The sequence below is a fragment of the Nocardioides panaciterrulae genome (genome assembly GCF_013409645.1).
In the GTDB taxonomy this organism is placed as follows: Bacteria; Actinomycetota; Actinomycetes; order Propionibacteriales; family Nocardioidaceae; genus Nocardioides; species Nocardioides panaciterrulae.
Window position 1 is genome coordinate 3,795,668 of sequence record NZ_JACCBG010000001.1, and the last position, 19,900, is coordinate 3,815,567.

At 73.4% G+C, this 19,900-nt stretch carries 18 protein-coding genes and 1 pseudogene; 7 read left to right on the plus strand and 12 right to left on the minus strand.

Going from position 1 to position 19,900, the window contains the following annotated elements; translation table 11 throughout:
- Nucleotides 1-15: 15 nt before the first annotated feature.
- From BJZ21_RS18070 to BJZ21_RS18090, 5 genes are all read right to left on the minus strand, one after another.
- Complete coding sequence (locus BJZ21_RS18070; protein WP_179665036.1) at nucleotides 16-765, minus strand: ABC transporter permease; 750 nt, start codon at nucleotides 763-765, stop codon at nucleotides 16-18.
- Complete coding sequence (locus BJZ21_RS18075; protein WP_179665037.1) at nucleotides 762-1,475, minus strand: ABC transporter ATP-binding protein; 714 nt, start codon at nucleotides 1,473-1,475, stop codon at nucleotides 762-764. Before BJZ21_RS18075 ends, BJZ21_RS18070 begins: the two co-directional genes overlap by 4 nt.
- Before the next feature lie 130 nt (nucleotides 1,476-1,605).
- Nucleotides 1,606-2,232: a TetR/AcrR family transcriptional regulator gene (locus BJZ21_RS18080; RefSeq protein ID WP_343052209.1), complete on the minus strand. Its 627-nt coding sequence runs from the start codon at nucleotides 2,230-2,232 to the stop codon at nucleotides 1,606-1,608.
- 35 nt (nucleotides 2,233-2,267) lie between these two features.
- Nucleotides 2,268-3,071 carry a sugar phosphate isomerase/epimerase family protein gene (locus tag BJZ21_RS18085; RefSeq protein WP_179665038.1) on the minus strand — a complete coding sequence of 268 codons (804 nt, stop codon included), beginning with the start codon at nucleotides 3,069-3,071 and terminating at the stop codon, nucleotides 2,268-2,270.
- 11 nt (nucleotides 3,072-3,082) lie between these two features.
- Nucleotides 3,083-4,018: a Ppx/GppA family phosphatase gene (locus BJZ21_RS18090; RefSeq protein WP_179665039.1), complete on the minus strand. Its 936-nt coding sequence runs from the start codon at nucleotides 4,016-4,018 to the stop codon at nucleotides 3,083-3,085.
- 42 nt (nucleotides 4,019-4,060) lie between these two features.
- Between BJZ21_RS18090 and BJZ21_RS18095 the strand changes: the two genes are divergently transcribed.
- The 3 genes from BJZ21_RS18095 to BJZ21_RS18105 all read left to right on the plus strand — a co-directional run bounded on the left by BJZ21_RS18095 (nucleotide 4,061) and on the right by BJZ21_RS18105 (nucleotide 6,372).
- A complete protein-coding gene (locus BJZ21_RS18095) occupies nucleotides 4,061-4,840 on the plus strand; it encodes a DUF3109 family protein (protein ID WP_179665040.1) in 780 nt (259 codons plus the stop codon).
- 144 nt (nucleotides 4,841-4,984) lie between these two features.
- Nucleotides 4,985-5,623, plus strand: a complete 639-nt coding sequence (locus tag BJZ21_RS18100; protein ID WP_179665041.1) for a VOC family protein — start codon at nucleotides 4,985-4,987, stop codon at nucleotides 5,621-5,623.
- 62 nt (nucleotides 5,624-5,685) lie between these two features.
- On the plus strand, nucleotides 5,686-6,372 hold the full coding sequence (locus BJZ21_RS18105; RefSeq protein ID WP_343052210.1) for a class I SAM-dependent methyltransferase: 687 nt from the start codon (nucleotides 5,686-5,688) through the stop codon (nucleotides 6,370-6,372).
- A 36-nt stretch (nucleotides 6,373-6,408) separates the two neighbouring features.
- Here the strand turns inward: BJZ21_RS18105 and BJZ21_RS18110 are convergent, their stop codons facing one another.
- Nucleotides 6,409-7,476 carry a LacI family DNA-binding transcriptional regulator gene (locus BJZ21_RS18110; protein ID WP_246298522.1) on the minus strand — a complete coding sequence of 356 codons (1,068 nt, stop codon included), beginning with the start codon at nucleotides 7,474-7,476 and terminating at the stop codon, nucleotides 6,409-6,411.
- Between the two features lie 137 nt (nucleotides 7,477-7,613).
- Here BJZ21_RS18110 and radA point away from each other — a divergent pair, with 137 nt between their 5' ends.
- Both radA and disA read left to right on the plus strand, forming a co-directional pair.
- Nucleotides 7,614-9,050, plus strand: coding sequence for a DNA repair protein RadA (gene radA / locus BJZ21_RS18115; protein ID WP_179665042.1), 1,437 nt, complete (start codon nucleotides 7,614-7,616; stop codon nucleotides 9,048-9,050).
- 194 nt (nucleotides 9,051-9,244) lie between these two features.
- Nucleotides 9,245-10,327 (plus strand): DNA integrity scanning diadenylate cyclase DisA, encoded by a 1,083-nt coding sequence (disA, locus tag BJZ21_RS18120; protein WP_343052273.1) that lies wholly within the window; start codon nucleotides 9,245-9,247, stop codon nucleotides 10,325-10,327.
- Nucleotides 10,328-10,342: 15 nt separating this feature from the next.
- On the opposite strand, the gene BJZ21_RS18125 is transcribed toward disA, so the two are convergent.
- A complete protein-coding gene (locus BJZ21_RS18125) occupies nucleotides 10,343-11,158 on the minus strand; it encodes a hypothetical protein (protein WP_179665043.1) in 816 nt (271 codons plus the stop codon).
- Between the two features lie 69 nt (nucleotides 11,159-11,227).
- Here BJZ21_RS18125 and BJZ21_RS18130 point away from each other — a divergent pair, with 69 nt between their 5' ends.
- Entirely contained in the window at nucleotides 11,228-12,094 is an 867-nt protein-coding gene (locus BJZ21_RS18130) for an HhH-GPD family protein (protein WP_343052211.1), read from the plus strand.
- A gap of 151 nt (nucleotides 12,095-12,245) precedes the next feature.
- On the opposite strand, the gene BJZ21_RS18135 is transcribed toward BJZ21_RS18130, so the two are convergent.
- Both BJZ21_RS18135 and BJZ21_RS18140 read right to left on the minus strand, forming a co-directional pair.
- Complete coding sequence (locus BJZ21_RS18135) at nucleotides 12,246-14,828, minus strand: ATP-dependent Clp protease ATP-binding subunit (protein WP_179665044.1); 2,583 nt, start codon at nucleotides 14,826-14,828, stop codon at nucleotides 12,246-12,248.
- 271 nt (nucleotides 14,829-15,099) lie between these two features.
- Nucleotides 15,100-15,435 carry a histone-like nucleoid-structuring protein Lsr2 gene (locus tag BJZ21_RS18140; protein ID WP_179665045.1) on the minus strand — a complete coding sequence of 112 codons (336 nt, stop codon included), beginning with the start codon at nucleotides 15,433-15,435 and terminating at the stop codon, nucleotides 15,100-15,102.
- Nucleotides 15,436-15,730: 295 nt separating this feature from the next.
- Here BJZ21_RS18140 and BJZ21_RS18145 point away from each other — a divergent pair.
- A pseudogene (locus BJZ21_RS18145) lies at nucleotides 15,731-16,401 on the plus strand (transposase); the annotation flags it as partial.
- A gap of 58 nt (nucleotides 16,402-16,459) precedes the next feature.
- On the opposite strand, the gene BJZ21_RS18150 reads toward BJZ21_RS18145, so the two are convergent.
- Genes BJZ21_RS18150 through BJZ21_RS18160 form a run of 3 tightly spaced genes read right to left on the minus strand, consistent with a single transcriptional unit; the run spans nucleotide 16,460 to nucleotide 19,892 of the window.
- The gene (locus BJZ21_RS18150) at nucleotides 16,460-17,233 is read right to left on the minus strand and encodes a type III pantothenate kinase (protein ID WP_179665046.1); all 774 of its coding nucleotides are present in this window, start codon (nucleotides 17,231-17,233) and stop codon (nucleotides 16,460-16,462) included.
- Between the two features lie 2 nt (nucleotides 17,234-17,235).
- Complete coding sequence (nadC, locus tag BJZ21_RS18155) at nucleotides 17,236-18,138, minus strand: carboxylating nicotinate-nucleotide diphosphorylase (RefSeq protein WP_179665047.1); 903 nt, start codon at nucleotides 18,136-18,138, stop codon at nucleotides 17,236-17,238.
- 20 nt (nucleotides 18,139-18,158) lie between these two features.
- Nucleotides 18,159-19,892 carry an L-aspartate oxidase gene (locus BJZ21_RS18160; protein WP_179665048.1) on the minus strand — a complete coding sequence of 578 codons (1,734 nt, stop codon included), beginning with the start codon at nucleotides 19,890-19,892 and terminating at the stop codon, nucleotides 18,159-18,161.
- Nucleotides 19,893-19,900 lie beyond the last annotated feature (8 nt).

Sequence of the window (19,900 nt, forward strand, 5' to 3'; positions counted from 1 at the left end):
GCCCGGGCCGCCGGCTCAGGAGGTACGCCGGCGCAGGGTGGCCGCGCCCAGGGCCAGCCCGGCGACCGCGAACACCGCGACGATGCCGATGTCCTGCCACACCTGCCCGGTCGACGTGCTGCCGGTGAGGTGCTGCATCGCGTCGACGGCGTAGGACAGCGGCAGCACGTCGCTGATCCGCTCCAGGGCGGGGGGCAGCAGGTCGCGCGGCACCAGCAGCCCGCACAGCAGCAGCTGCGGGATCAGCAGCGCCGGCATGAACTGCACGGCCTGGAACTCGGTCTCCGCGAAGGCCGACACGAACAGGCCCAGCGCGGTCCCGAGCACGGCGTCGACCACCGCCACGATCGTCAGCAGCCAGATCGGGCCGAGCACGTCGAGGCCGAGCAGCCCGACGCTGATCGCCACCGCCAGCGCCGACTGGACCGCGGCCACCAGCCCGAAGGCCAGCGCGTAGCCGACCAGGAAGTCCAGCTTGCCCATCGGCATCGCCAGCAGCCGCTCCAGGGTGCCGCTGGAGCGCTCGCGCAGCGTGGTGACGCTGGTGACCAGGAACATCACCAGCACCGGGAAGATCGCGAGCAGCGCCGGCCCGATCCGGTCGAAGACGGTCGGCGCGGAGGCGTCGTACACCCACCACAGCAGGGACTCCAGCAGGCAGGGCAGCAGCAGCAGGAGGGCCAGGGTGCGGTGGTCGCGGCGCAGCTGGGTGAGGACCCGGCGGGCGACCGCCAGGGTGATCCGCGCGCTGAGCGGGCCGGTCATGCCGCGTCCTCCTCGACGATGCGGAGGAACGCCGACTCGATGTCCGCGGCGCCGGTCTGCTGCCGGATCTGCTCGGGCGCGCCGTCGGCGATGAGCCGGCCCTCGCGCATGAGCAGCAGCCGGTCGCAGCGGTCGGCCTCGTCCATCACGTGGCTGGAGACGAACACCGCGGCCCCGGCGTCGGCGAGCCGGTGGAACAGCGCCCACAGGTCGCGGCGCAGCACCGGGTCGAGGCCGACGGTCGGCTCGTCCAGGATCAGCAGGTCGGGGCTGCCCAGCAGCGCGACCGCCAGGCTCACCCGGCTGAGCTGGCCGCCGGAGAGCCGGCCCACCACCTGGTCGCGGTGGCGGGCCAGGTCGACCGCCTCGACCGCCCGGTCGACCTCGTCGCGGCCCACCCCGAGCACCCGGGAGAAGAACCCGAGGTTCTCGGCCACCGTGAGGTCGTCGTACACGCTGGCGGCCTGGGTGACGTAGCCGATGCGGTCGCGCAGCGCCCGGCTCCCGGCCTCCTCGCCGAAGACCCGGACGCTGCCGCCGGCCAGGCGCTGGACGCCGGCCAGCGAGCGCAGCAGCGTGGACTTGCCGCAGCCCGACGGGCCGAGCAGCCCGGTGACGCCGCCGCCGATGGTGAGGTCGAGGTGCTCGAGGACCGTCCGGCCGCCGCGGACGACGACCAGGTCGCGGACCTCCACCGCGTTTTTCATCATGCGTTGAATTATGCGCCGACACCGCTCCGCCGCCAAGGGGTTGTCGGCCTCTTCTCTCGGTCGGGGGGCGTTGCAACGGCCCCCAACCGAGGGAATCCCCGGCCGGCCGGGGATTCCTGCAGCGCCCCGGCTACCCCACCGGCCCGGTGAGGTAGCGCTGCAGCGTGGGGCCGTAGGCGGCCACGAGCTCCTCGGGGCCCATCGAGACCAGCGGCTCGACGCGCAGCAGGTAGCGCAGGATCACCACGCCGACCATCTGCGAGGCGACCAGGGCCAGCCGCTCGTCGGGGCGGTCGAGGTCCAGGGCCCGGCCGACCGGGCCGAGCACCATCTGCAGCAGGCTGTCGCGCAGCAGCCGCTGCCCGCTCGGCTCGGCCAGCCCGCGGACCAGCGCGAGCAGCGAGGCCTGGTTGCGCTCGTCGTCCCAGACCTGCAGGAAGACCCGGAACAGCCGCTCCCCCACGCCGTCGAGCCCGCCGGCGACCACCGGCGCGATCATCGCGCGCGGGTCGACCGGCAGCTCGAGGGCGGCGAGGAACAGGTCGTCCTTGGTGCCGAAGTAGTGGTGCACCAGCGCCGCGTCCACGCCCGCGGCCGCGGCCACCGCCCGGATCGACGTCCCGGCGTAGCCCGCCGCCGCGAAGCGCTCCCGGGCCGCCGCCAGGATCGCGGCCCGGGTGTCCGGCGCGCCCGGCCTCCGGCCGCGTCGCGCCCCGGGCGCCCCGGGCGCCCCGGCCGCCCCGGGCACCCCTGGCACCCCTGGCACCCCGGGGGACGCGGCCGCCGCGCTGCTCACGGCGTCGCCACCACGGAGTGCTCGCGGGCGAACCGCAGCGACTCCAGCAGGTCGGCCTCGCGCTCCCGGCGGTCGGCCGCCTTGCGGGTGTTGATCTCCAGGACGATCTCGCCGGCGAAGCCGGTGCGGGCGAGGTGGCGCAGGAATGCCGCCGCCTCCATCTCGCCGCGGCCCGGGACCAGGTGCTCGTCGCGGGCCGACCCGGTGCCGTCGGTCAGGTGGATGTGGCGCAGCCGCGGCCCGAGCCGCTCGGCCATCGCGACCGGGTCGGAGTGGGCGATGGCGGCGTGCGAGAGGTCGATGGTGGTGTTCGCGTAGGTCTCGGTCGAGGGGTCCCAGCCGGGCAGGTACATCTCCATGCCCCGCTTGGAGCTGGCCCGCCAGGGATACATGTTCTCGACCGCGAACGCGACGCCCGTCGACTCCTCCAGCGCCGCGACCCCGTTGACGAAGTCGCGGGCGTAGTCCCGCTGCCAGCGGAACGGCGGGTGCACGACCACGACCTCGGCGCCGACCGCCGCGGCCATCTCGGCGGACCGCTCGAGCTTGCCCCACGGCTCGGTGCCCCAGACCCGCTGGGTGAACAGCAGGCACGGCGCGTGCACGGCGCAGACCGGGACGCCGTGGTGCGCGGAGAGCTGGGCGATCGCCGCGGTCTGCTGGCTGAGCGCGTCCATGCCCACCATCACCTCGACCGCGTCGTAGCCGAGCTGGGCGGCGTAGCCGAAGGCGTGCGCCGAGGACTCGGGGTAGACCGAGGCGGTCGAGAGCCCGATCCGCGGTGCGTTGCCGGTCGCCATGCTCGCCGCCGTCAGCCGAGCACGCTCAGCTGGTCGAGGCGCTCGAGGATGACTCCCTCGCGCAGCGCCCACGGGCAGATCTCGAGCCCGTCGAGGTCGAAGATGTCCATGCAGGCCTCGGCGACGAGCGCACCGGGCACGATCTGGTGGGCCCGGCTCGGGGAGACGCCGGGCAGGTCCGCGAGCTCGGGGGGCGTCATCGCCACGAGCTTGGGGATCCACCCCGACAGCTCCTCGCGCGGCAGCGTGCGCGGCACCAGCGGGCCCTCGCCGGAGGGGGCCGCGCCGCAGATGCGCGCCAGCGAGCGGAAGGTCTTGGAGGTCGCGGCCGCGTGGTCCGGCGTCCCCGCGCGCAGCAGGTGGCCGGCGTCGCGGGCGATCTCGGCCCGGATCTGCTTGCGCAGGCCGCGGATCGCGTCCTCGTCGGGCGGTCCACCGCCGAAGAACTGCCGGGCCAGCCGTGCGGCGCCCAGCGGCAGCGACCAGGCGACGTCGGGCGACTCGTCGGGGCCGCCGGCGATCTCCAGCGAGCCGCCGCCGATGTCGAAGACCGCCAGCCGGCCCGCGGACCAGCCGAACCAGCGACGTACGGCGAGGAACGTCAGCCGTGCCTCGTCCTCCCCGGAGAGCACCTCGATCCGCACGCCGGTGCGGTCGTGGACGTGGTCGAGGACCGCCTCGCTGTTGCGCGCGTCGCGCACCGCCGAGGTCGCGAACGCCAGCATGTCCTCGCAGCCGCGGTCCTCGGCGACCTGCACGGCCGAGGCGGTGAACGCGGTCAGCGCGTCGACTCCGGTCGGCGAGACCGCCCCCTGCTCGTCGAGGTGCTCCGCCAGCCGCAGCGGCTGCTTGTGGGAGTACGCCGGCAGCGGCGCGGCGCCGCCGTGCGCGTCCACCACGAGCAGATGCCCGGTGTTGGAGCCGATGTCGAGGACGCCCAAGCGCATGGGACCAAGTTACCGGGGCACCCAGCCGGGTAGGTTGGGGTCGTGCCCGAAGTGGACCTGGACTTCCCCCGTGCCTGGGTGGAGTTCGTCGACCCCGCCGACGCGACGCAGGTGATGCGCTGCGACCTCACCTGGCTGACCTCGAGCTACACCTGCATCTTCGGTCGCGGCTGCGCCGGCATCTACGCCGACGCCCCCGACGTCGGCTGCTGCACGCTCGGCGCCCACTTCGCCGACGAGGGCGACGAGAAACGGGTCGCCTCCTACGTCGAGATGCTCGACGACGAGCTCTGGCAGCAGCGGCCCCAGGGCCGCCGGGTCAAGCGCTCGGACTGGGTCGAGGTCGACGAGGACGGCGAGCGCAAGACCCGCACCGTCGAGGTGGACGGCCAGCAGGCGTGCGTGTTCCAGAACCGGCCCGGCTTCGCGCCCGCGAAGGGCGGCGGGGGCGCGGGCTGTGCGCTGCACGCGCTGGCCTACGTGCTGGGCAAGAACCCCCTGGAGACCAAGCCGGACGTGTGCTGGCAGCTGCCGATCCGGCGGACCTTCCGCGACGTCGAGCGGCAGGACGGCACGACCTACACCGAGGTGTCGATCGGCGAGTACGACCGCCGCGGCTGGGGGCCGGGCGGCCACGACCTGGACTGGTACTGCTCGGGCAACACCGAGGCCCACGTCGCCGTCGAGCCGGTCTACCTCACCAACGAGGCGGAGCTGACCGAGCTGATGGGCAAGGCGGCGTACGACGAGCTGGTGCGGCACTGCGAGGCACACGTCCGCTCCCGCTCGGCCCTCGCGCTGCACCCCGCCGACCCGCGCTGACCGGGTCGGCGCGAGCCCGGCCGGGGTGCGCGCGGCGTCGTACCGGCACGCCCGGACGCTGAGAGAACCCTGAGAGAATCTCGACATCAAGAGACCCCGACCCCGATGTCGCGGCGTGCTCCGAGACGGCTGAGAATGCTTGGCATGCGCCTGGACCATCTCTCTTACGCAGCAGGACCTGATGGCCTCGCCAGCACCGCCCAGCGCATCGGGGGACTGCTCGGCCGGGAGTTCATCGACGGAGGCGTGCACCCACGCTTCGGGACCCGGAACATGATCATGCCGCTCGCTGACGGCACCTACCTGGAGATCGTGGAGGTCCTCGACCACCCCGCCTCCGACAAGGCACCGTTCGGCCAGGCCGTGCGCGCCCGCTCCGCGCTCGGCGGCGGCTGGCTCGGCTGGGTGGTCGCGGTCGACGACATCGCCCCGGTCGAGCAGCGGCTCGGCCGCGAGGCGGTGGCCGGCAACCGGCACCGCCCCGACGGCACCGAGCTGCACTGGAAGCAGATCGGCATCAGCGGCCTGATGGCCGACCCGCAGCTGCCGTTCTTCATCGAGTGGGACAGCCCCCGCGACCTGCACCCCAGCAACGGTGCGGACCCGGCGTACTCCCTGGCCTGCCTGGAGATCGCCGGCGACCCGCAGCGGGTCAGCGAGTGGCTCGGCGAGACCGTCGAGGCACCGCTGGAGGACGTGAAGGTCGAGTGGGTGGCCCCGCACGGCACCCCGGGGATCATCGCGGCGCAGGTCCAGACCCCGAACGGACTGGTCCGGCTCTGACCGAGCAGCGGCCCGCGAGCAACCCGCGGGACGCCTCGAGAGCGGCCCTCCCGCCCGGGGCGGTGCCGAGCCCGAACATCTGGCACCACACCGCGACGTACGAGACCGAGAACCGCGCCGTCGACCCCGACGGCCTGCTCGAGGCCACCATGGCCTCGCTGCTGGGCGGCTCGGGCTGGTCCGGCCGGCGGGTGCTCGACCTCGGGTGCGGCACCGGGTTCCACCTGCCGCGCCTGGCCGCGGCCGCGGCGACCGTGACCGGGATCGAGCCGCACCCGGACCTGGCCGCGCTCGCCCGGCGACGCACCCGCGGCCTGCCCCACGTCACGGTGCTGCAGGGCACCGCGCAGTCGCTGCCGCTGCCGGACGCCTCGGTCGACGTCGTGCACGCCCGCTGGGCCTACTTCTTCGGTCCCGGGTGCGAGCCCGGCCTGGCGGAGCTGGACCGCGTCGTAGGCCGGGGCGGCACGGCGTTCGTGATCGACAACGACGCCTCCCGGTCCACGTTCGGGCGCTGGTTCCGGCGCGGCTACCCGCACCTGCCGGCCCCCGAGGTCGTCGAGCGGTTCTGGTCGACCCGAGGCTGGACCCGGGTGCCGCTCGACCTGCGATGGGCCTTCGACTCCCGGCGGGACCTGGAGGACGTGGTGCGCATCGAGCTGCCCGGCCGCGTGGCCGAGGAGGTGCTGGCCGAGCACGAGGGCACCGAGGTCGACTACGCGGTCAACCTCTGGTGGAAGCGCTTCTGAGCGACGGCCCGCAGCGGAGCCGCCGGCGCGTCCTCGCTAGCTGGACCCGCGCACCGCGAGCGTGGGCGTGAGCAGTACGCCACCGGGGGGACGCGAGGGGTGGTTGAGGATGTCCTCGAGCGCCTTGACGATCCCGACGGCGACGTCCTCGAGCGGCTGGCGCACCGAGGTCAGGCCGGGCGGCACCACCTGGGCGACCTGGGAGTCGTCGAAGCCGACCACGGCGACGTCGCGGCCGGGGACGAGGCCGCGCTGGGCCAGGGTGTGCAGCACGCCCATCGCCAGCGTGTCGGAGGCGCACACGAACCCGGTCGGCTGCGCCTCGTCGAGCAGCACCGCGCTGGCCTCCCGCCCGCTGGCGACGGTGTCCTCCACCCGCGAGGCCAGGCCGGTGGTGGGCAGGTCGCGCGAGCGCAGCGCCCGGCTCCAGCCCGCCCGGCGGTCCTCGCCGATGAAGGAGTCCTTGCGCCACCCGATCCAGGCGATCCGCCGGTGCCCGCGGTCCAGCAGGTGGGTGGTGGCGAGCTCGGCACCGGCCGCGCCGTCGACGTCGACCCACGGGTGGGTGGCCGCCGGGTTGTCCCAGGGCCGCCCGAACGCCACGAACGGCGCACGCCGCGACTCCAGCCACGCCGCCTGCGGGTTGCCGAGGTAGGTGTCGGTGACCACGAACGCGTCGACCGCGGTCGAGCGCAGGAGGTCGTCGTACCCCTCGAGCGGGTCCTGGTGGGTGCCGGCGAAGAGCAGCACGTGGTAGCCCGCCTCGCCGGAGGTCTCCACCAGCGAGTGCACGAAGCGGTCCATCGTGGCGTTGGCGGTGCCCTCCTGGGCCGGGTTGATCCGCATGCCGATCAGGTGCGAGGCGCGGGTGCGCAGGTTGCGCGCGGCCCGGTTCGGCGAGTAGCCGAGATCGTCGATGGCCTCCTGGACCCGGGCCAGGGTGTCGGCCCGGAGCAGGTCGGGGTTGTTGACGGCGTTGGACACCGTCTGCCGGGAGACGCCCGCCCGCTCCGCGACGTCGGCGAGCGTGGGCGGCACCGCGGGGCTCCTGCCCAGGCTCCTAGCCAGCCGGTCTGTCGTACCGTCTGCCATCCGGTCAGCCATCCGGTCGTCCTCCACACTGCCCGCCCAGATTCCCCGCGAGTCTGGAACGTTCCAAGCGGATCATAACCAGACCGGTACCCGGTTCGGCGGGTGATGTGACCGATCCCGTGTCGGTGGCGTGCCCTAGCGTTCCCGCCATGCCCAAGCCACCACGTACGACGTACCGCTGCACCGAGTGCGGCTGGGAGGCCGCCAAGTGGGTCGGCCGCTGCGGCGAGTGCCAGGCCTGGGGGTCGGTCGTGGAGGCCGCGTCGTCCTCGGGCACCGTCTCGCGGACCGCCGCGAGCCCGGTGACCACCGCGGCGGTCCCCATCGGCCAGGTCTCGGTGGAGGAGTCGGCGTTCCGTCCCAGCGGGGTGCCCGAGCTCGACCGGGTGCTGGGCGGTGGGCTGGTCCCCGGCGCCGCGATCCTGCTCGCCGGCGAGCCCGGGGTCGGCAAGAGCACGCTGCTGCTCGAGGTGGCCGCCCAGACCGCGCGCCGCCGGCACCGCACGCTCTACGTCACCGGCGAGGAGTCGGCCTCGCAGGTGCGCCTGCGCGCGGACCGCACCGGCGGCGTGCACGACGAGCTCTACCTCGCCGCCGAGACCGACCTCGGCGCGGTGCTGACCCACATCGAGCAGGTCCGGCCGACGCTGCTGGTGGTCGACTCCGTGCAGACCATCGGCGCCTCCGGCGTCGAGGGCGTGCCCGGCGGCGTGACCCAGGTCAAGGAGGTCGCGGCCGCGCTGGTGCGGGTCGCCAAGACCCGCAACATCACCACGGTGCTCGTCGGCCACGTCACCAAGGACGGCTCGATCGCCGGTCCGCGGGTGCTCGAGCACGTCGTCGACGTGGTGCTCCACTTCGAGGGCGACCGCAACTCCCGGTTCCGGATGGTGCGGGCCATGAAGAACCGGTTCGGCCCGGTCGACGAGGTCGGTTGCTTCGACCTCTCCGCCGGCGGGATCACCGCGGTGACCGACCCCACCGGGTTGTTCGTGGAGAACCACCACACCAGCGTCCCGGGCACCTGCGTCGCGGTCACCATGGAGGGCCGGCGACCGCTGCTCGCCGAGGTGCAGGGGCTGGTGACGCCCACCGCCTCCGAGCGGCCGCGGCGGACCACCTCGGGGCTGGACGGGTCGCGGCTGGCCATGGTGCTGGCGGTGCTGCAGCAGCACTGCGGGATCCGGCTGCACAACCACGACGTGTTCGCCTCCACCGTCGGTGGCGCCCGGCTCACCGAGCCGGCCAGCGACCTCGCGCTGGCGGTCGCGGTCGCCGGGGCGGCCTTCGGGCGGCCCACGCCGCACGGGGTGGTCGCCATGGGCGAGATCGGCCTGGCCGGGGAGCTGCGGCGGGTCCGCGACCTGCCCCAGCGGATCGCCGAGGCCGCCCGGCTCGGCTTCCGGGTCGCGCTGGTGCCGATGGAGCCCGGCGAGCGGGCGCCCGGGCGGTTGCAGGCCGTCAACCACGTGGCGCCGGTGCCGACCGTCGACGGCATGAAGGTCATCGGTGTCCCCGACGTGCGCTCCGGGTTGCAGATGCTCAAGGTGACCCGCGAGCAGACCGAGCGACCCCACTCCCTGTGAGTCCGCCCTGGGTGTCCGCCCTGTGCGGGGACTGTCGATTACGGGACTGCCGGGGGCGGTGACCCGGGGACCCGGGGACCCCCGGGCGCCGCGGGTCGACCGCCCGGCGTACTGGCAAGCACAACACGCCGGTGTCCGCCTAGACTTGGCGCGCGGCCGACCAACGCCGCACCCGGACGGAGGGAATCGGCGTGGTGGCCACGGATCGCTCGGACGAGACGCTGCGCCTGCGCGCCGCCCTCGCCTCCATCGCCCCCGGCACCGCCCTGCGCGACGGGCTGGAGCGGATCCTGCGCGGGCGCACCGGCGCGCTGATCGTGCTCGGCCACGACAGGACGGTCGAGTCGCTCTCCACCGGGGGGTTCACCCTCGACGTGCCGTTCACCGCCACCGGCCTGCGCGAGCTCGCCAAGATGGACGGCGCGATCATCGTCGACAAGGACGTGACCCGCATCTACCGGGCCGCGGTGCACCTGATGCCCGACCACACGATCCCCTCGGAGGAGACCGGCACCCGGCACCGCACCGCCGACCGGGTCGCCCGGCAGACCCACTACCCGGTGATCTCGGTGTCCCAGTCGATGCAGATCATCGCGGTGTACGTCGGTGCGACCCGGCACGTGCTGGAGGACTCCGGCCAGATCCTGTCCCGCGCCAACCAGGCGCTGGCGACGCTGGAGCGCTACAAGCTGCGCCTCGACGAGGTCGCCAGCACGCTCTCGGCGCTGGAGATCGAGGACCTCGTCACCGTGCGCGACGTGGCGGTGGTGGCCCAGCGCCTCGAGATGGTCACCCGGATCGCCCGCGAGATCGAGGACTACGTGCTCGAGCTCGGCACCGACGGCCGGCTGCTCTCGCTGCAGCTGGAGGAGCTGATCACCGGGGTGGACGCCGAGCGCGAGCTGGTGATCCGCGACTACCTGCCCGCGGGGCGGCGCACCAAGACCCCGGAGGCGCTGCTGCAGCGGCTGGAGTCCCTCTCGCCCACCGAGCTCGTCGACCCCGCCGCTGCGGCGCGCGCGCTGGGGCTCGGCACCGGTGAGCACCTCGACGGGGCCGTGGCACCGCGCGGCTACCGGCTGCTCGCCAAGGTCCCCCGGCTGCCCAGCTCGGTCGTCGACCGGCTCGTCGACCACTTCGGCACCCTGCAGAAGCTGCTCTCCGCGGGCATCGACGACCTCCAGGCGGTCGAGGGCGTCGGCGAGCTGCGCGCCCGCAGCGTGCGCGAGGGCCTCTCGAGGCTGGCCGAGTCGACGATCCTCGAGCGCTACGTCTGATCGACCGCGGACCCGTCAGTCGGCCGACGCCGAGCTGCCGGCGCTGGGCTTGTCGGAGCTGGGCTTGCCGCCGCCGTGCTTGCCGGACTGCTGCGGCTCGGGGCTGCGGGTGATCACCGGGGCGCGGGGGGCCCGCAGCTCGAACTGCTGGTCGGTCGGCTCGCCGGCCAGCGCCGCCACGTTCACGTGGTAGTAGCCGGGCATCGCCCAGTCCGTCTGCCGCGGGCAGTCGTCCTCGGAGCGGCGGCCGTTCCAGGTCACCACCACCGAGGTCGGCTGGTCGCGACGGACGACGACCTGCTCGTTCGGCACCCGATGGGGGCACTGCTGGCTCGACCAGATTTCGTCGTGGCCGGAGGTGATCTTCATGGTCAGCGTCCGCGCCGACACGTGCCAGGTGCACGCCGCCGCCTCGCGGGTCTGCAGGCCCAGCTCGAAGCGGACGCCGTCGCCCGGCCCGGCCACCGCGTGCCTGACCTCGGGGGTCACCACGATGTCGCTCGCCGCGCACGGGCCGTCGGGCTCAGCCAGGACCGGCGCCTGGCTGGCGTGGTGCTTGCCGGCTGCGGGGGTCCCGTCCGGGGTCGCCTCGAGGGTGCCGTCCGTCGGCACCGGGGGTGAGGAGGGGTCGCCCGTCCCGTCGATCGCGCCGGCCCCGTCGGTCGACGCGGTGGCGGCCGCCGGGCGCGCCTCGGGCTCGGAGGAGGCGTCGCTGCCCGAGCCGAGCAGCCGGGCGAGGCCGACGACCAGCAGCACGGCCAGCGTCAGCAGCAGCATCCGGCGCCGCCAGTAGACGCGGGCCGGCAGGGGACCACGGGTCAGGGGCGGCATGGGCGCAACGCTAACGAGCCTTCGACCCCGCTTCGCGGTGCCACTCCGCCGACCCCGGAGAATGGCCGGGTGAGCGACCTGCACGAGCCCGTCCTCGCGTGGTACGACGAGCACGCCCGCGAGCTCCCGTGGCGCTCGCCCGCGGCCACCGCGTGGTCGGTGATGGTCTCGGAGTTCATGCTCCAGCAGACGCCGGTGGCGCGCGTGCTGCCCGTGCACGAGGCGTGGCTGCGGCGCTGGCCGACTCCGGGCGACCTGGCCGCCGAGCCGGCCGGCGAGGCCGTCCGCGCCTGGGGCCGGCTGGGCTACCCGCGCCGGGCGCTGCGGCTGCACGCGGCCGCCGTCGCGATCGTCGAGCAGCACGACGGTGAGGTACCGCCGTCGTACGACGACCTGCTGGCGCTGCCCGGGGTGGGCGACTACACCGCGGCCGCGATCGCGACCTTCGCCTTCGGGCGCCGCCACGTCGTGCTCGACACCAACGTGCGCCGGGTGCTGGCCCGGGTCGCCACCGGCGTCGAGCTCCCGGCCGCCTCGGTGACCCGGGCCGAGCGCACGCTGGCGGCCGAGCTGCTGCCCCCGGACGATCCCACCGCGGCGACCTGGTCGGTGGCGGTGATGGAGCTCGGCGCGCTGGTCTGCACGGCGGCCGGTCCCCGGTGCGGCGCGTGTCCCGTCGCCGGCCTCTGCGCCTGGCGGCGGGCCGGGCACCCGGCGTACGACGGGCCGCCGCGCCGGGTCCAGGCCTGGGCCGGCACCGACCGGCAGTGCCGCGGCCGGCTGCTCGCCGCGCTGCGCGAGACCGAGGGCGAGGTCACCCAGGCGCGCCTCGACGCCACCTGGGACGACCAGCTGCAGCGGGCCCGCAGCCTCGCCGGCCTGGTCGAGGACGGGCTGGTCGTCCGCACCCCGCGCGGCACCTACACGCTGCCCTGAACGCCACCCCGGCCGGACGAGCTCGGCTGGACGACGCGGCCGGCCGCCCTCGGGCCACGTCCTGCAGCGGTCGCCGCCGGGCGGTCCGGAGAAGCGGACGACCCGCCCGGCGGGTGCCGGACGGGTCGTCGCTGTGCTGCTCGGCCTCAGGTCACTCCGGCGACCGCGGGACGTCGGTGCCGCTGTCGGAGTCGTCGGGGCCCTCGTTCGTGGGCGCCTCGCTGCCGCCGATCTCGGCGGCCTCGAACGGCGGCACGTCGGGCAGCTGGCCGACCTTCTGGCCCCGGAAGGTGAAGGTCTGCGCGGGAGCCTCGCCCTCGACGTCGACCAGCACGATCTGGCCGGGGCCGACCTCGCCGTAGAGCATCTTCTCGGCCAGGGTGTCCTCGATCTCGCGCTGGACGGTGCGACGCAGCGGCCGCGCACCCAGGACGGGGTCGAAGCCCCGGTGGGCCAGCAGGTTCTTCGCCGCCTGCGTCAGCTCGAGCTGCATGTCGCGGTCCTTGAGCCGCTGCTCGACCCCAGCGATCATGTTGTCGACCATCGAGATGATCTGCTCCTGCGACAGCGGCGGGAACACGATGACCTCGTCGACACGGTTGAGGAACTCGGGCCGGAAGTGCTGCTTGAGCTCCTCCGACACCTTGCTCTTCATCCGCTCGTAGGAGCCGGCCGCGTCACCGGTCTGCTGGAAGCCGAGGTTGACGCCCTTGGCGATGTCGCGGGTGCCGAGGTTGGTGGTCATGATGATGACGGTGTTCTTGAAGTCGACCACCCGGCCCTGGGAGTCGGTCAGGCGACCCTCCTCCAGGATCTGCAGCAGGCTGTTGAAGATGTCCGGGTGGGCCTTCTCGACCTCGTCGAAGAGCACCACCGAGAACGGCTTGCGCCGCACCTTCTCGGTCAGCTGACCGCCCTCCTCGTAGCCGACGTAGCCGGGCGGGGAGCCGAACAGCCGGGAGACGGTGTGCTTCTCGCCGAACTCGCTCATGTCGAGCTGGATCAGCGCGTCCTCGTCGCCGAAGAGGAACTCCGCCAGCGTCTTGGACAGCCAGGTCTTGCCGACGCCCGAGGGGCCGGCGAAGATGAACGACCCGCCGGGCCGCTTCGGGTCCTTCAGCCCGGCGCGGGTGCGCCGGATGGCGCGCGAGAGCGCCTTGACCGCCTGGTCCTGGCCGATGACCCGCTTGTGCAGCTCGTCCTCCATCTTGAGCAGTCGGGTGGACTCCTCCTCCGACAGCTTCACGATCGGGATGCCGGTCGCGACGGCGAGCACCTCGGCGATCAGCTCCTCGTCGACCTCGGCGACCTCGTCCATGTCGCCCGAGCGCCACTGCTTCTCGCGCTCGGACTTCTTGAGCATCAGCTGCTTCTCCTCGTCGCGCAGGCGCGCGGCGGCCTCGAAGTCCTGGCCGTCGATCGCGGCCTCCTTGCGCTGCCGGACCTCGCCGATCTTGTCGTCGTACTCGCGCAGGTCCGCGGGCGCGGTCATCCGGCGGATGCGCAGCCGAGAGCCGGCCTCGTCGATGAGGTCGATCGCCTTGTCCGGCAGGAACCGGTCGGAGATGTAGCGGTCGGCCAGCGTCGCCGCCGAGACCAGCGCCTCGTCGGTGATCGTGACCCGGTGGTGCGCCTCGTAGCGGTCGCGCAGGCCCTTGAGCATCTCGATCGTGTGCGCGATCGACGGCTCGGCGACCTGGATCGGCTGGAAGCGGCGCTCCAGGGCGGCGTCCTTCTCGAGGTACTTGCGGTACTCGTCGAGGGTGGTCGCGCCGATGGTCTGCAGCTCGCCGCGGGCCAGCATCGGCTTGAGGATGCTGGCGGCGTCGATCGCGCCCTCGGCCGCCCCGGCGCCGACGAGGGTGTGGATCTCGTCGATGAACAGCACGATGTCGCCGCGGGTGCGGATCTCCTTGAGCACCTTCTTCAGGCGCTCCTCGAAGTCACCGCGGTAGCGCGAGCCCGCGACCAGCGCACCGAGGTCGAGGGTGTAGATCTGCTTGTCCTTCAGGGTCTCCGGCACGTTGCCCTTGACGATGTCCTGGGCCAGGCCCTCGACGATGGTCGTCTTGCCGACGCCCGGCTCGCCGATGAGCACCGGGTTGTTCTTGGTCCGGCGGGACAGGATCTGCATGACCCGCTCGATCTCCTGCTCCCGGCCGATGACCGGGTCCAGCTTGCCCTCGCGGGCGTCCTGGGTGAGGTTGCGACCGAACTGGTCGAGCACGAGCGAGGAGGAGGGCGCGTCGCTCGACGCGCCGCTGGTGGTCGCGCCCGAGGAGGCCGACTCCTTGCCCTGGAAGCCCGAGAGCAGCTGGATGACCTGCTGGCGCACCCGGTTGAGGTCCGCGCCGAGCTTCTGCAGCACCTGCGCCGCGACGCCCTCGCCCTCGCGGATCAGGCCGAGCAGGATGTGCTCGGTGCCGATGTAGGAGTGGCCGAGCTGCAGCGCCTCGCGCAGGGACAGCTCGAGCACCTTCTTGGCGCGCGGGGTGAACGGGATGTGGCCGCTGGGCGCCTGCTGGCCCTGGCCGATGATCTCCTCGACCTGGGCGCGGACCGCCTCCAGCGAGATGTCGAGGCTCTCGAGCGCCTTCGCGGCCACTCCCTCACCCTCGTGGATCAGGCCGAGCAGGATGTGCTCGGTGCCGATGTAGTTGTGGGAGAGCATGCGGGCCTCTTCCTGGGCCAGCACGACCACCCTGCGGGCTCGGTCTGTGAACCGCTCGAACATTGGGCAACTCTCCTCGGAGTTCGGGGGCCGTCCCGCTCATGGACCACGGGACCGGACATGTGAACTAACCCCGTCCACAGCCTACGCGTTCCCGATTCGGCCGCGTCCACGCTCTGCTGTGAGCGAACACCGTCCCGGCGTGGGCGCGGTGGGCGGCGCCGTTCGGCCCCGCCAGACGCCGAGTCGGCGCTGGTTGACGCCCTGGGCGTCGACCAGCGCCGACTCGGGGTGGTGCGGGTGTCAACGAGCGCCGACTCGGCGTGGTGGTGGGTCAGTGGGCGGCGGCGTAGGCCTCGCGCACCTCGGCCGAGACGCGGCCGCGCTCGGGCACGTCGTAGCCGTTGCTGCGCGCCCAGTCGCGGATCTCCTTGGCGCTAGGGCCCCCGGACGCGGACGCCGCGGCCCGGCGGCCGCCGCCGCGGCGCGACCCGCTGGCGACCTTGCGCGCGTGGCCGACGAACTCCGCCATCGCCTCGCGCAGGCGGGCGGCGTTCGCGTCGTTCAGGTCGATCTCGTACGACGTGCCGTCGAGACCGAAGGAGACCGACTCCGTCGCCTCGCTCCCGTCGAGATCGTCGACGAGCACGATGTTGACCTTCTGCGCCATGGAAACCTCATCCGATAGAATTGGCATTCCGGAAACCCGGTGAATTCATTATGCCAGAAACCAAATAGAGAATGTCAACCTCGGCGAAGGTGGATACGAGTGCGACGCGGATCCCGGCGGGAGCGATATCACGACCACCGTATTCGGGAGAAATTGCGGTGTCCCCGATATCGGACTCTTCCCAGATGAGGGTGTAGTCCACGTCGCGTGCCCGGTCGGCGCGTCGGTGGCCCGGTAGGGGTCGAGGTCTTCCGAAGATGAAGGCGCCTACACCTGACATCTGGAAGACCTCGACGTGCCTGACGCCATCGTGGTGCCGGCCTTCTCCCGGCATGATCTGACCGCCTTCGCTCGACTCGACGGCCTCGGCCTCACTGTCATCGGGCAGCGACTCGAACCCGATCGAGCAGTGCTGGCCTGCAGCGTCGTCGAACCCGACCAGTGGTGCCGGCGCTGCGGTGGCGAGGGCACCCCGCGCGACACCGTGGTCCGTCGGCTGGCGCACGAGCCGCTGGGCTGGCGGCCGAGCCGCGGGCGAAGCTCTCGCGTGCAGGTCTGCGGTGGGCACTGGAAGGGATCGTGGTGCAGCACCTGACCGTCGCCCGGGTCGCCGAGGGACTCGGAGTCGCCTGGGACACCGTCAACAGCGCGGTCCTGGCCGAGGGCAGGCGGGTCCTGATCGATGACGACAATCGGTTCGCTGGTGTGAAGGTCGTTGGGGTCGACAAGCACGTGTGGAGGCACACCCGACGTGGCGAGAAGTACGTGACCGTGATCATCGACCTCACCGAGGACGTACTCGCCCACTTCGACCGCCCCGGCACCAGCAACGGACCAACCGAAGCCATCGACGGACGACTCGAGCACCTCCGCGGCTCCGCCTTGGGGTTCCGCAACCTGACCAACCACATCGCCAGATCACTGCTCGAGACCGGCGGATTCAGGCCCCAACTACACCCGCGATTGGGATGGGACCGATATCGACCGCTCGGTGGGCGCGCGCACCGAAAGCCGGGCGACGCGATCAGGTGTTGCGGGCGAACACCATCTCGAGCCCTCGCAGCGTCAGCCACGGCGCGTGGTCGGTGAAGCAGCGGCACTCCTCGAGCACGACCGGCGCGAGATATCCGGTCGCGATCACCCGCACCTGCGAGGCCGGCTCGCCCAGCTCGGCGATCATCCGCGCGACAATTCCCTCGACCTGGCTGGCGACCCCGAAGAGCATTCCCGACTGCAGCGCCTCGACGGTGTTCTTCGCAATGACCGAACGCGGCCGCAGCAGCTCGACCTTGCGCAGCTGCGCGCCGCGGGCGCCGAGAGCATCCAGCGAGATCTCGATGCCCGGGGCGATCGCGCCGCCGACGAACTGTCCGCGGCCGTTGACCACGTCGAAGGTGGTCGCGGTGCCCCCGAAGTCGACGACGACGGCCGGGCCGCCGAAGTCCCGGGCGGCGGCCAGCGCGTTGATGATCCGGTCGGAGCCGACCTCGCGCGGGTTGTCCATCAGCACGGGCACGCCGGTGCGCACGCCCGGCTCGACCACCACCCGCGGGACCGCGGGGAAGTGGGTCGCCAGCATCTCCCGCCACTCGTGCAGCACCGCGGGGACCGTCGCGCAGACCGCGATCCCGTCGACCTGCTCCAGCAGTCCGCCGAGCAGACCGCGCAGCGCCACGGCCCAGTCGTCGGCCGTGCGCCGCTCGTCGGTGGCGATCCGCCAGTCGTGCCCCACTGTGCCGTCCTCGAGCAGGCCCAGCACGGTGTGGGTGTTGCCGATGTCGGCGGCCAGCAGCGCCACGGTCAGCCCCGCAGGTCCATGCCCAGGTCGAAGACCACGACCGAGTGGGTCAGCGCACCGGTCGAGATGAAGTCCACGCCGGTCTCGGCCACCTCCCGGGCCCGCTCGATCGTCAGCCCGCCGCTGGCCTCCAGCACGGCGCGGCCGTCGGTGAGCCGGACGGCCTCGGCCATCGTTGCGGTGTCCATGTTGTCGAGCAGCACGTGGTCGCAGCCCGCGGCCAGCAGGTCGCGCAGCTCGTCGAAGTCGGTGACCTCGACCTCCACCCGCAGGTCCGGGTACGCCGACCGCACGGCCCGCCAGGCCGGCACCACGCCGCCGGCGGCCACCGCGTGGTTGTCCTTGACCATCGCCATGTCGGACAGGCTGAACCGGTGATTGACGCCGCCGCCGCAGCGCACGGCGTACTTCTGCAGGGCACGGTAGTTCGGCAGCGTCTTGCGGGTGTCGAGGACCCGCGCCCCGGTGCCTGCCAGGGCGTCCACCCAGGCCGCCGTGGCGGTGGCGACGCCGGAGAGGTGGGAGGCGTAGTTGAGGGCCGTGCGCTCGGCGGTGAGCAGGCCGCGGGTCGGGCCGGCGACCCGCATCACCACGTCGCCGGGCACCACCCGGGTCGCGTCGGGCAGCCGGTCCATGACCGCCACGTCCTCGCCCATGACGTAGTGGAACACCATCGCCGCGAGGCCGAGCCCGGCGACCACGCCGGCCTCGCGGGCGCCGAAGTCGGCGACGCCGCGGGCGTCCGCCGGGATGGTCGCGACGCTGGTGACGTCGTCGCCCGGGAGGTCCTCCGCCACGGCGCGGACCACGTCGTCGTAGACCGCCTTGGGGTCCAGCCCCGCGTCGTGGAGCTCGGCGAGCAGCGCCGGCGGCAGCGCGTCGTACGGGGTGCGGGCGACGGACACGGTGGTTCTCCTCGGAGGGCTCAGACCAGCTGGTCGGTGGCGGGGGCGGGCCGGAAGGACAGGCTCGTCGAGCCGTCGGTCATCACCGCGTCGAAGTGCCCGGCCCAGCCGGCGTCGTCGCGGTCGGGGAAGTCCTCACGCCAGTGGGAGCCGCGCGTCTCCCGACGCTGGGCGGCGGCGTCGGTCAGCGCGGCGGCGATCGTGAGCAGGTTCGTGGTCTCCCAGGCGTCCTGGTTGACGACGTCCGCCGGGGAGCCCGCGAGCTTGTCCAGCAGCAGCGCCGCGTCGGCGAGGCCCTCGGCGTTGCGCAACACGCCCACCCGCGAGGTCATGGCCTCCTGCAGGTCGCGGCGCACCGACCCGGAGACCAGGCCGGCGGTGCGGGCGTCCGGCGCCGGCCGCGACCAGGGCCGGATCTCGGCGGCCAGCACCGTGGCGATCCGGCGGGAGAAGACCAGCCCCTCCAGCAGCGAGTTCGAGGCCAGCCGGTTGGCCCCGTGGACCCCCGAGCAGGCGGCCTCGCCGGTGGCGTAGAGCCCCGGCACGTCGGTGCGGCCCCACAGGTCGGTGCGCACCCCGCCCGAGGCGTAGTGGCAGGCCGGCGCGACCGGGATCAGCTCGGTGACCGGGTCCACCCCGTGGGAGCGCGCCGTGGCCAGGATCGTCGGGAACCGGCGCTCCCAGAAGCTCGCCACGCCCGCTGCCCGCTCCCCCGCGCTCGCCGCTCGCTGATCGGCGGCGCCGAGGTGCCGGGCGTCCAGCCACATGTGCGGGCGCCCGGTCTCGCGCATCCGCCGCATGATCGCCTTGGCCACCACGTCGCGGGGGGCGAGGTCGGCGAGCTCGTGCACGCCCTGCATGAAGCGGGTGCCGCCCTCCTCCGGCAGGCCGTCGACGAGGAACGCGCCCTCCCCCCGGACCGCCTCCGAGATCAGCGGCTGCTGGCCGCGCGACTCGGCGCCGAGATACATCACCGTGGGGTGGAACTGCACGAACTCCAGGTCCCGCAGGGTCGCACCGGCCCGCAGCGCCAGCGCCATCCCGTCGCCGGTGGACACCGCGGGGTTCGTGGTCTGGGAGAACACCTGGCCCAGGCCCCCGCTGGCCAGCACCACGGCGCGGCAGTGCACGGCGCCGACACCGTCGCGCTGGCCCTCCCCCATCACGTGCAGAGTCACGCCGGCGACCCCACCGCCCTCGTCGAGCAGCAGGTCGACGGCGAGCGCGTGCTGGATCACGTCGATGTCGGGCGCCCGCTCGACAGCCGCGATCAGCGCCCGCTGGATCTCCGCGCCGGTGGCGTCTCCGCCGGCGTGCGCGATCCGGTCGCGGTGGTGGCCACCCTCCCGGGTCAGCGAGAGCACGCCGTCGGGGTCGTGGTCGAACCTGGTGCCGAGCGCGATCAGCTCCCGCACCGCGTCGGGCCCCTCGGTGACCAGCACCCGGACCGCGTCGAGGTCGCACGCGCCGGCCCCGGCGACGAGGGTGTCGACCTCGTGCTGCTCGGGGGTGTCCTCGGGGCCCAGCGCCGCGGCGATGCCGCCCTGCGCCCACTGCGTCGAGCCGGCCGCGAGCACGTCCTTGGTCACGACGAGGACGGTGCCGACCTGGTGGCGCAGCCGGAGCGCGGCGGTCAGCCCGGCGATGCCGGAGCCGATCACCACCACGTCGGCACGGGTCGTCCACCCCGGTGGCGGCGCGACCAGCCGGCCCGGAACCCGTCGTACGGGGGCGTCGACCGCGCTGCCGTTCACCCGTTCAG

Bases quoted from the DNA above. Each gene is read 5' to 3' on its own strand.
- BJZ21_RS18070 (WP_179665036.1), bottom strand. From the start codon at position 765: ATGACCGGCCCGCTCAGCGCGCGGATCACCCTGGCGGTCGCCCGCCGG.
- BJZ21_RS18075 (WP_179665037.1), bottom strand. From the start codon at position 1,475: ATGATGAAAAACGCGGTGGAGGTCCGCGACCTGGTCGTCGTCCGCGGC.
- BJZ21_RS18085 (WP_179665038.1), bottom strand. From the start codon at position 3,071: ATGGCGACCGGCAACGCACCGCGGATCGGGCTCTCGACCGCCTCGGTC.
- BJZ21_RS18090 (WP_179665039.1), bottom strand. From the start codon at position 4,018: ATGCGCTTGGGCGTCCTCGACATCGGCTCCAACACCGGGCATCTGCTC.
- BJZ21_RS18100 (WP_179665041.1), top strand. From the start codon at position 4,985: ATGCGCCTGGACCATCTCTCTTACGCAGCAGGACCTGATGGCCTCGCC.
- BJZ21_RS18110 (WP_246298522.1), bottom strand. From the start codon at position 7,476: ATGGCTGACCGGATGGCAGACGGTACGACAGACCGGCTGGCTAGGAGC.
- radA (WP_179665042.1), top strand. From the start codon at position 7,614: ATGCCCAAGCCACCACGTACGACGTACCGCTGCACCGAGTGCGGCTGG.
- BJZ21_RS18125 (WP_179665043.1), bottom strand. From the start codon at position 11,158: ATGCCGCCCCTGACCCGTGGTCCCCTGCCGGCCCGCGTCTACTGGCGG.
- BJZ21_RS18135 (WP_179665044.1), bottom strand. From the start codon at position 14,828: ATGTTCGAGCGGTTCACAGACCGAGCCCGCAGGGTGGTCGTGCTGGCC.
- BJZ21_RS18140 (WP_179665045.1), bottom strand. From the start codon at position 15,435: ATGGCGCAGAAGGTCAACATCGTGCTCGTCGACGATCTCGACGGGAGC.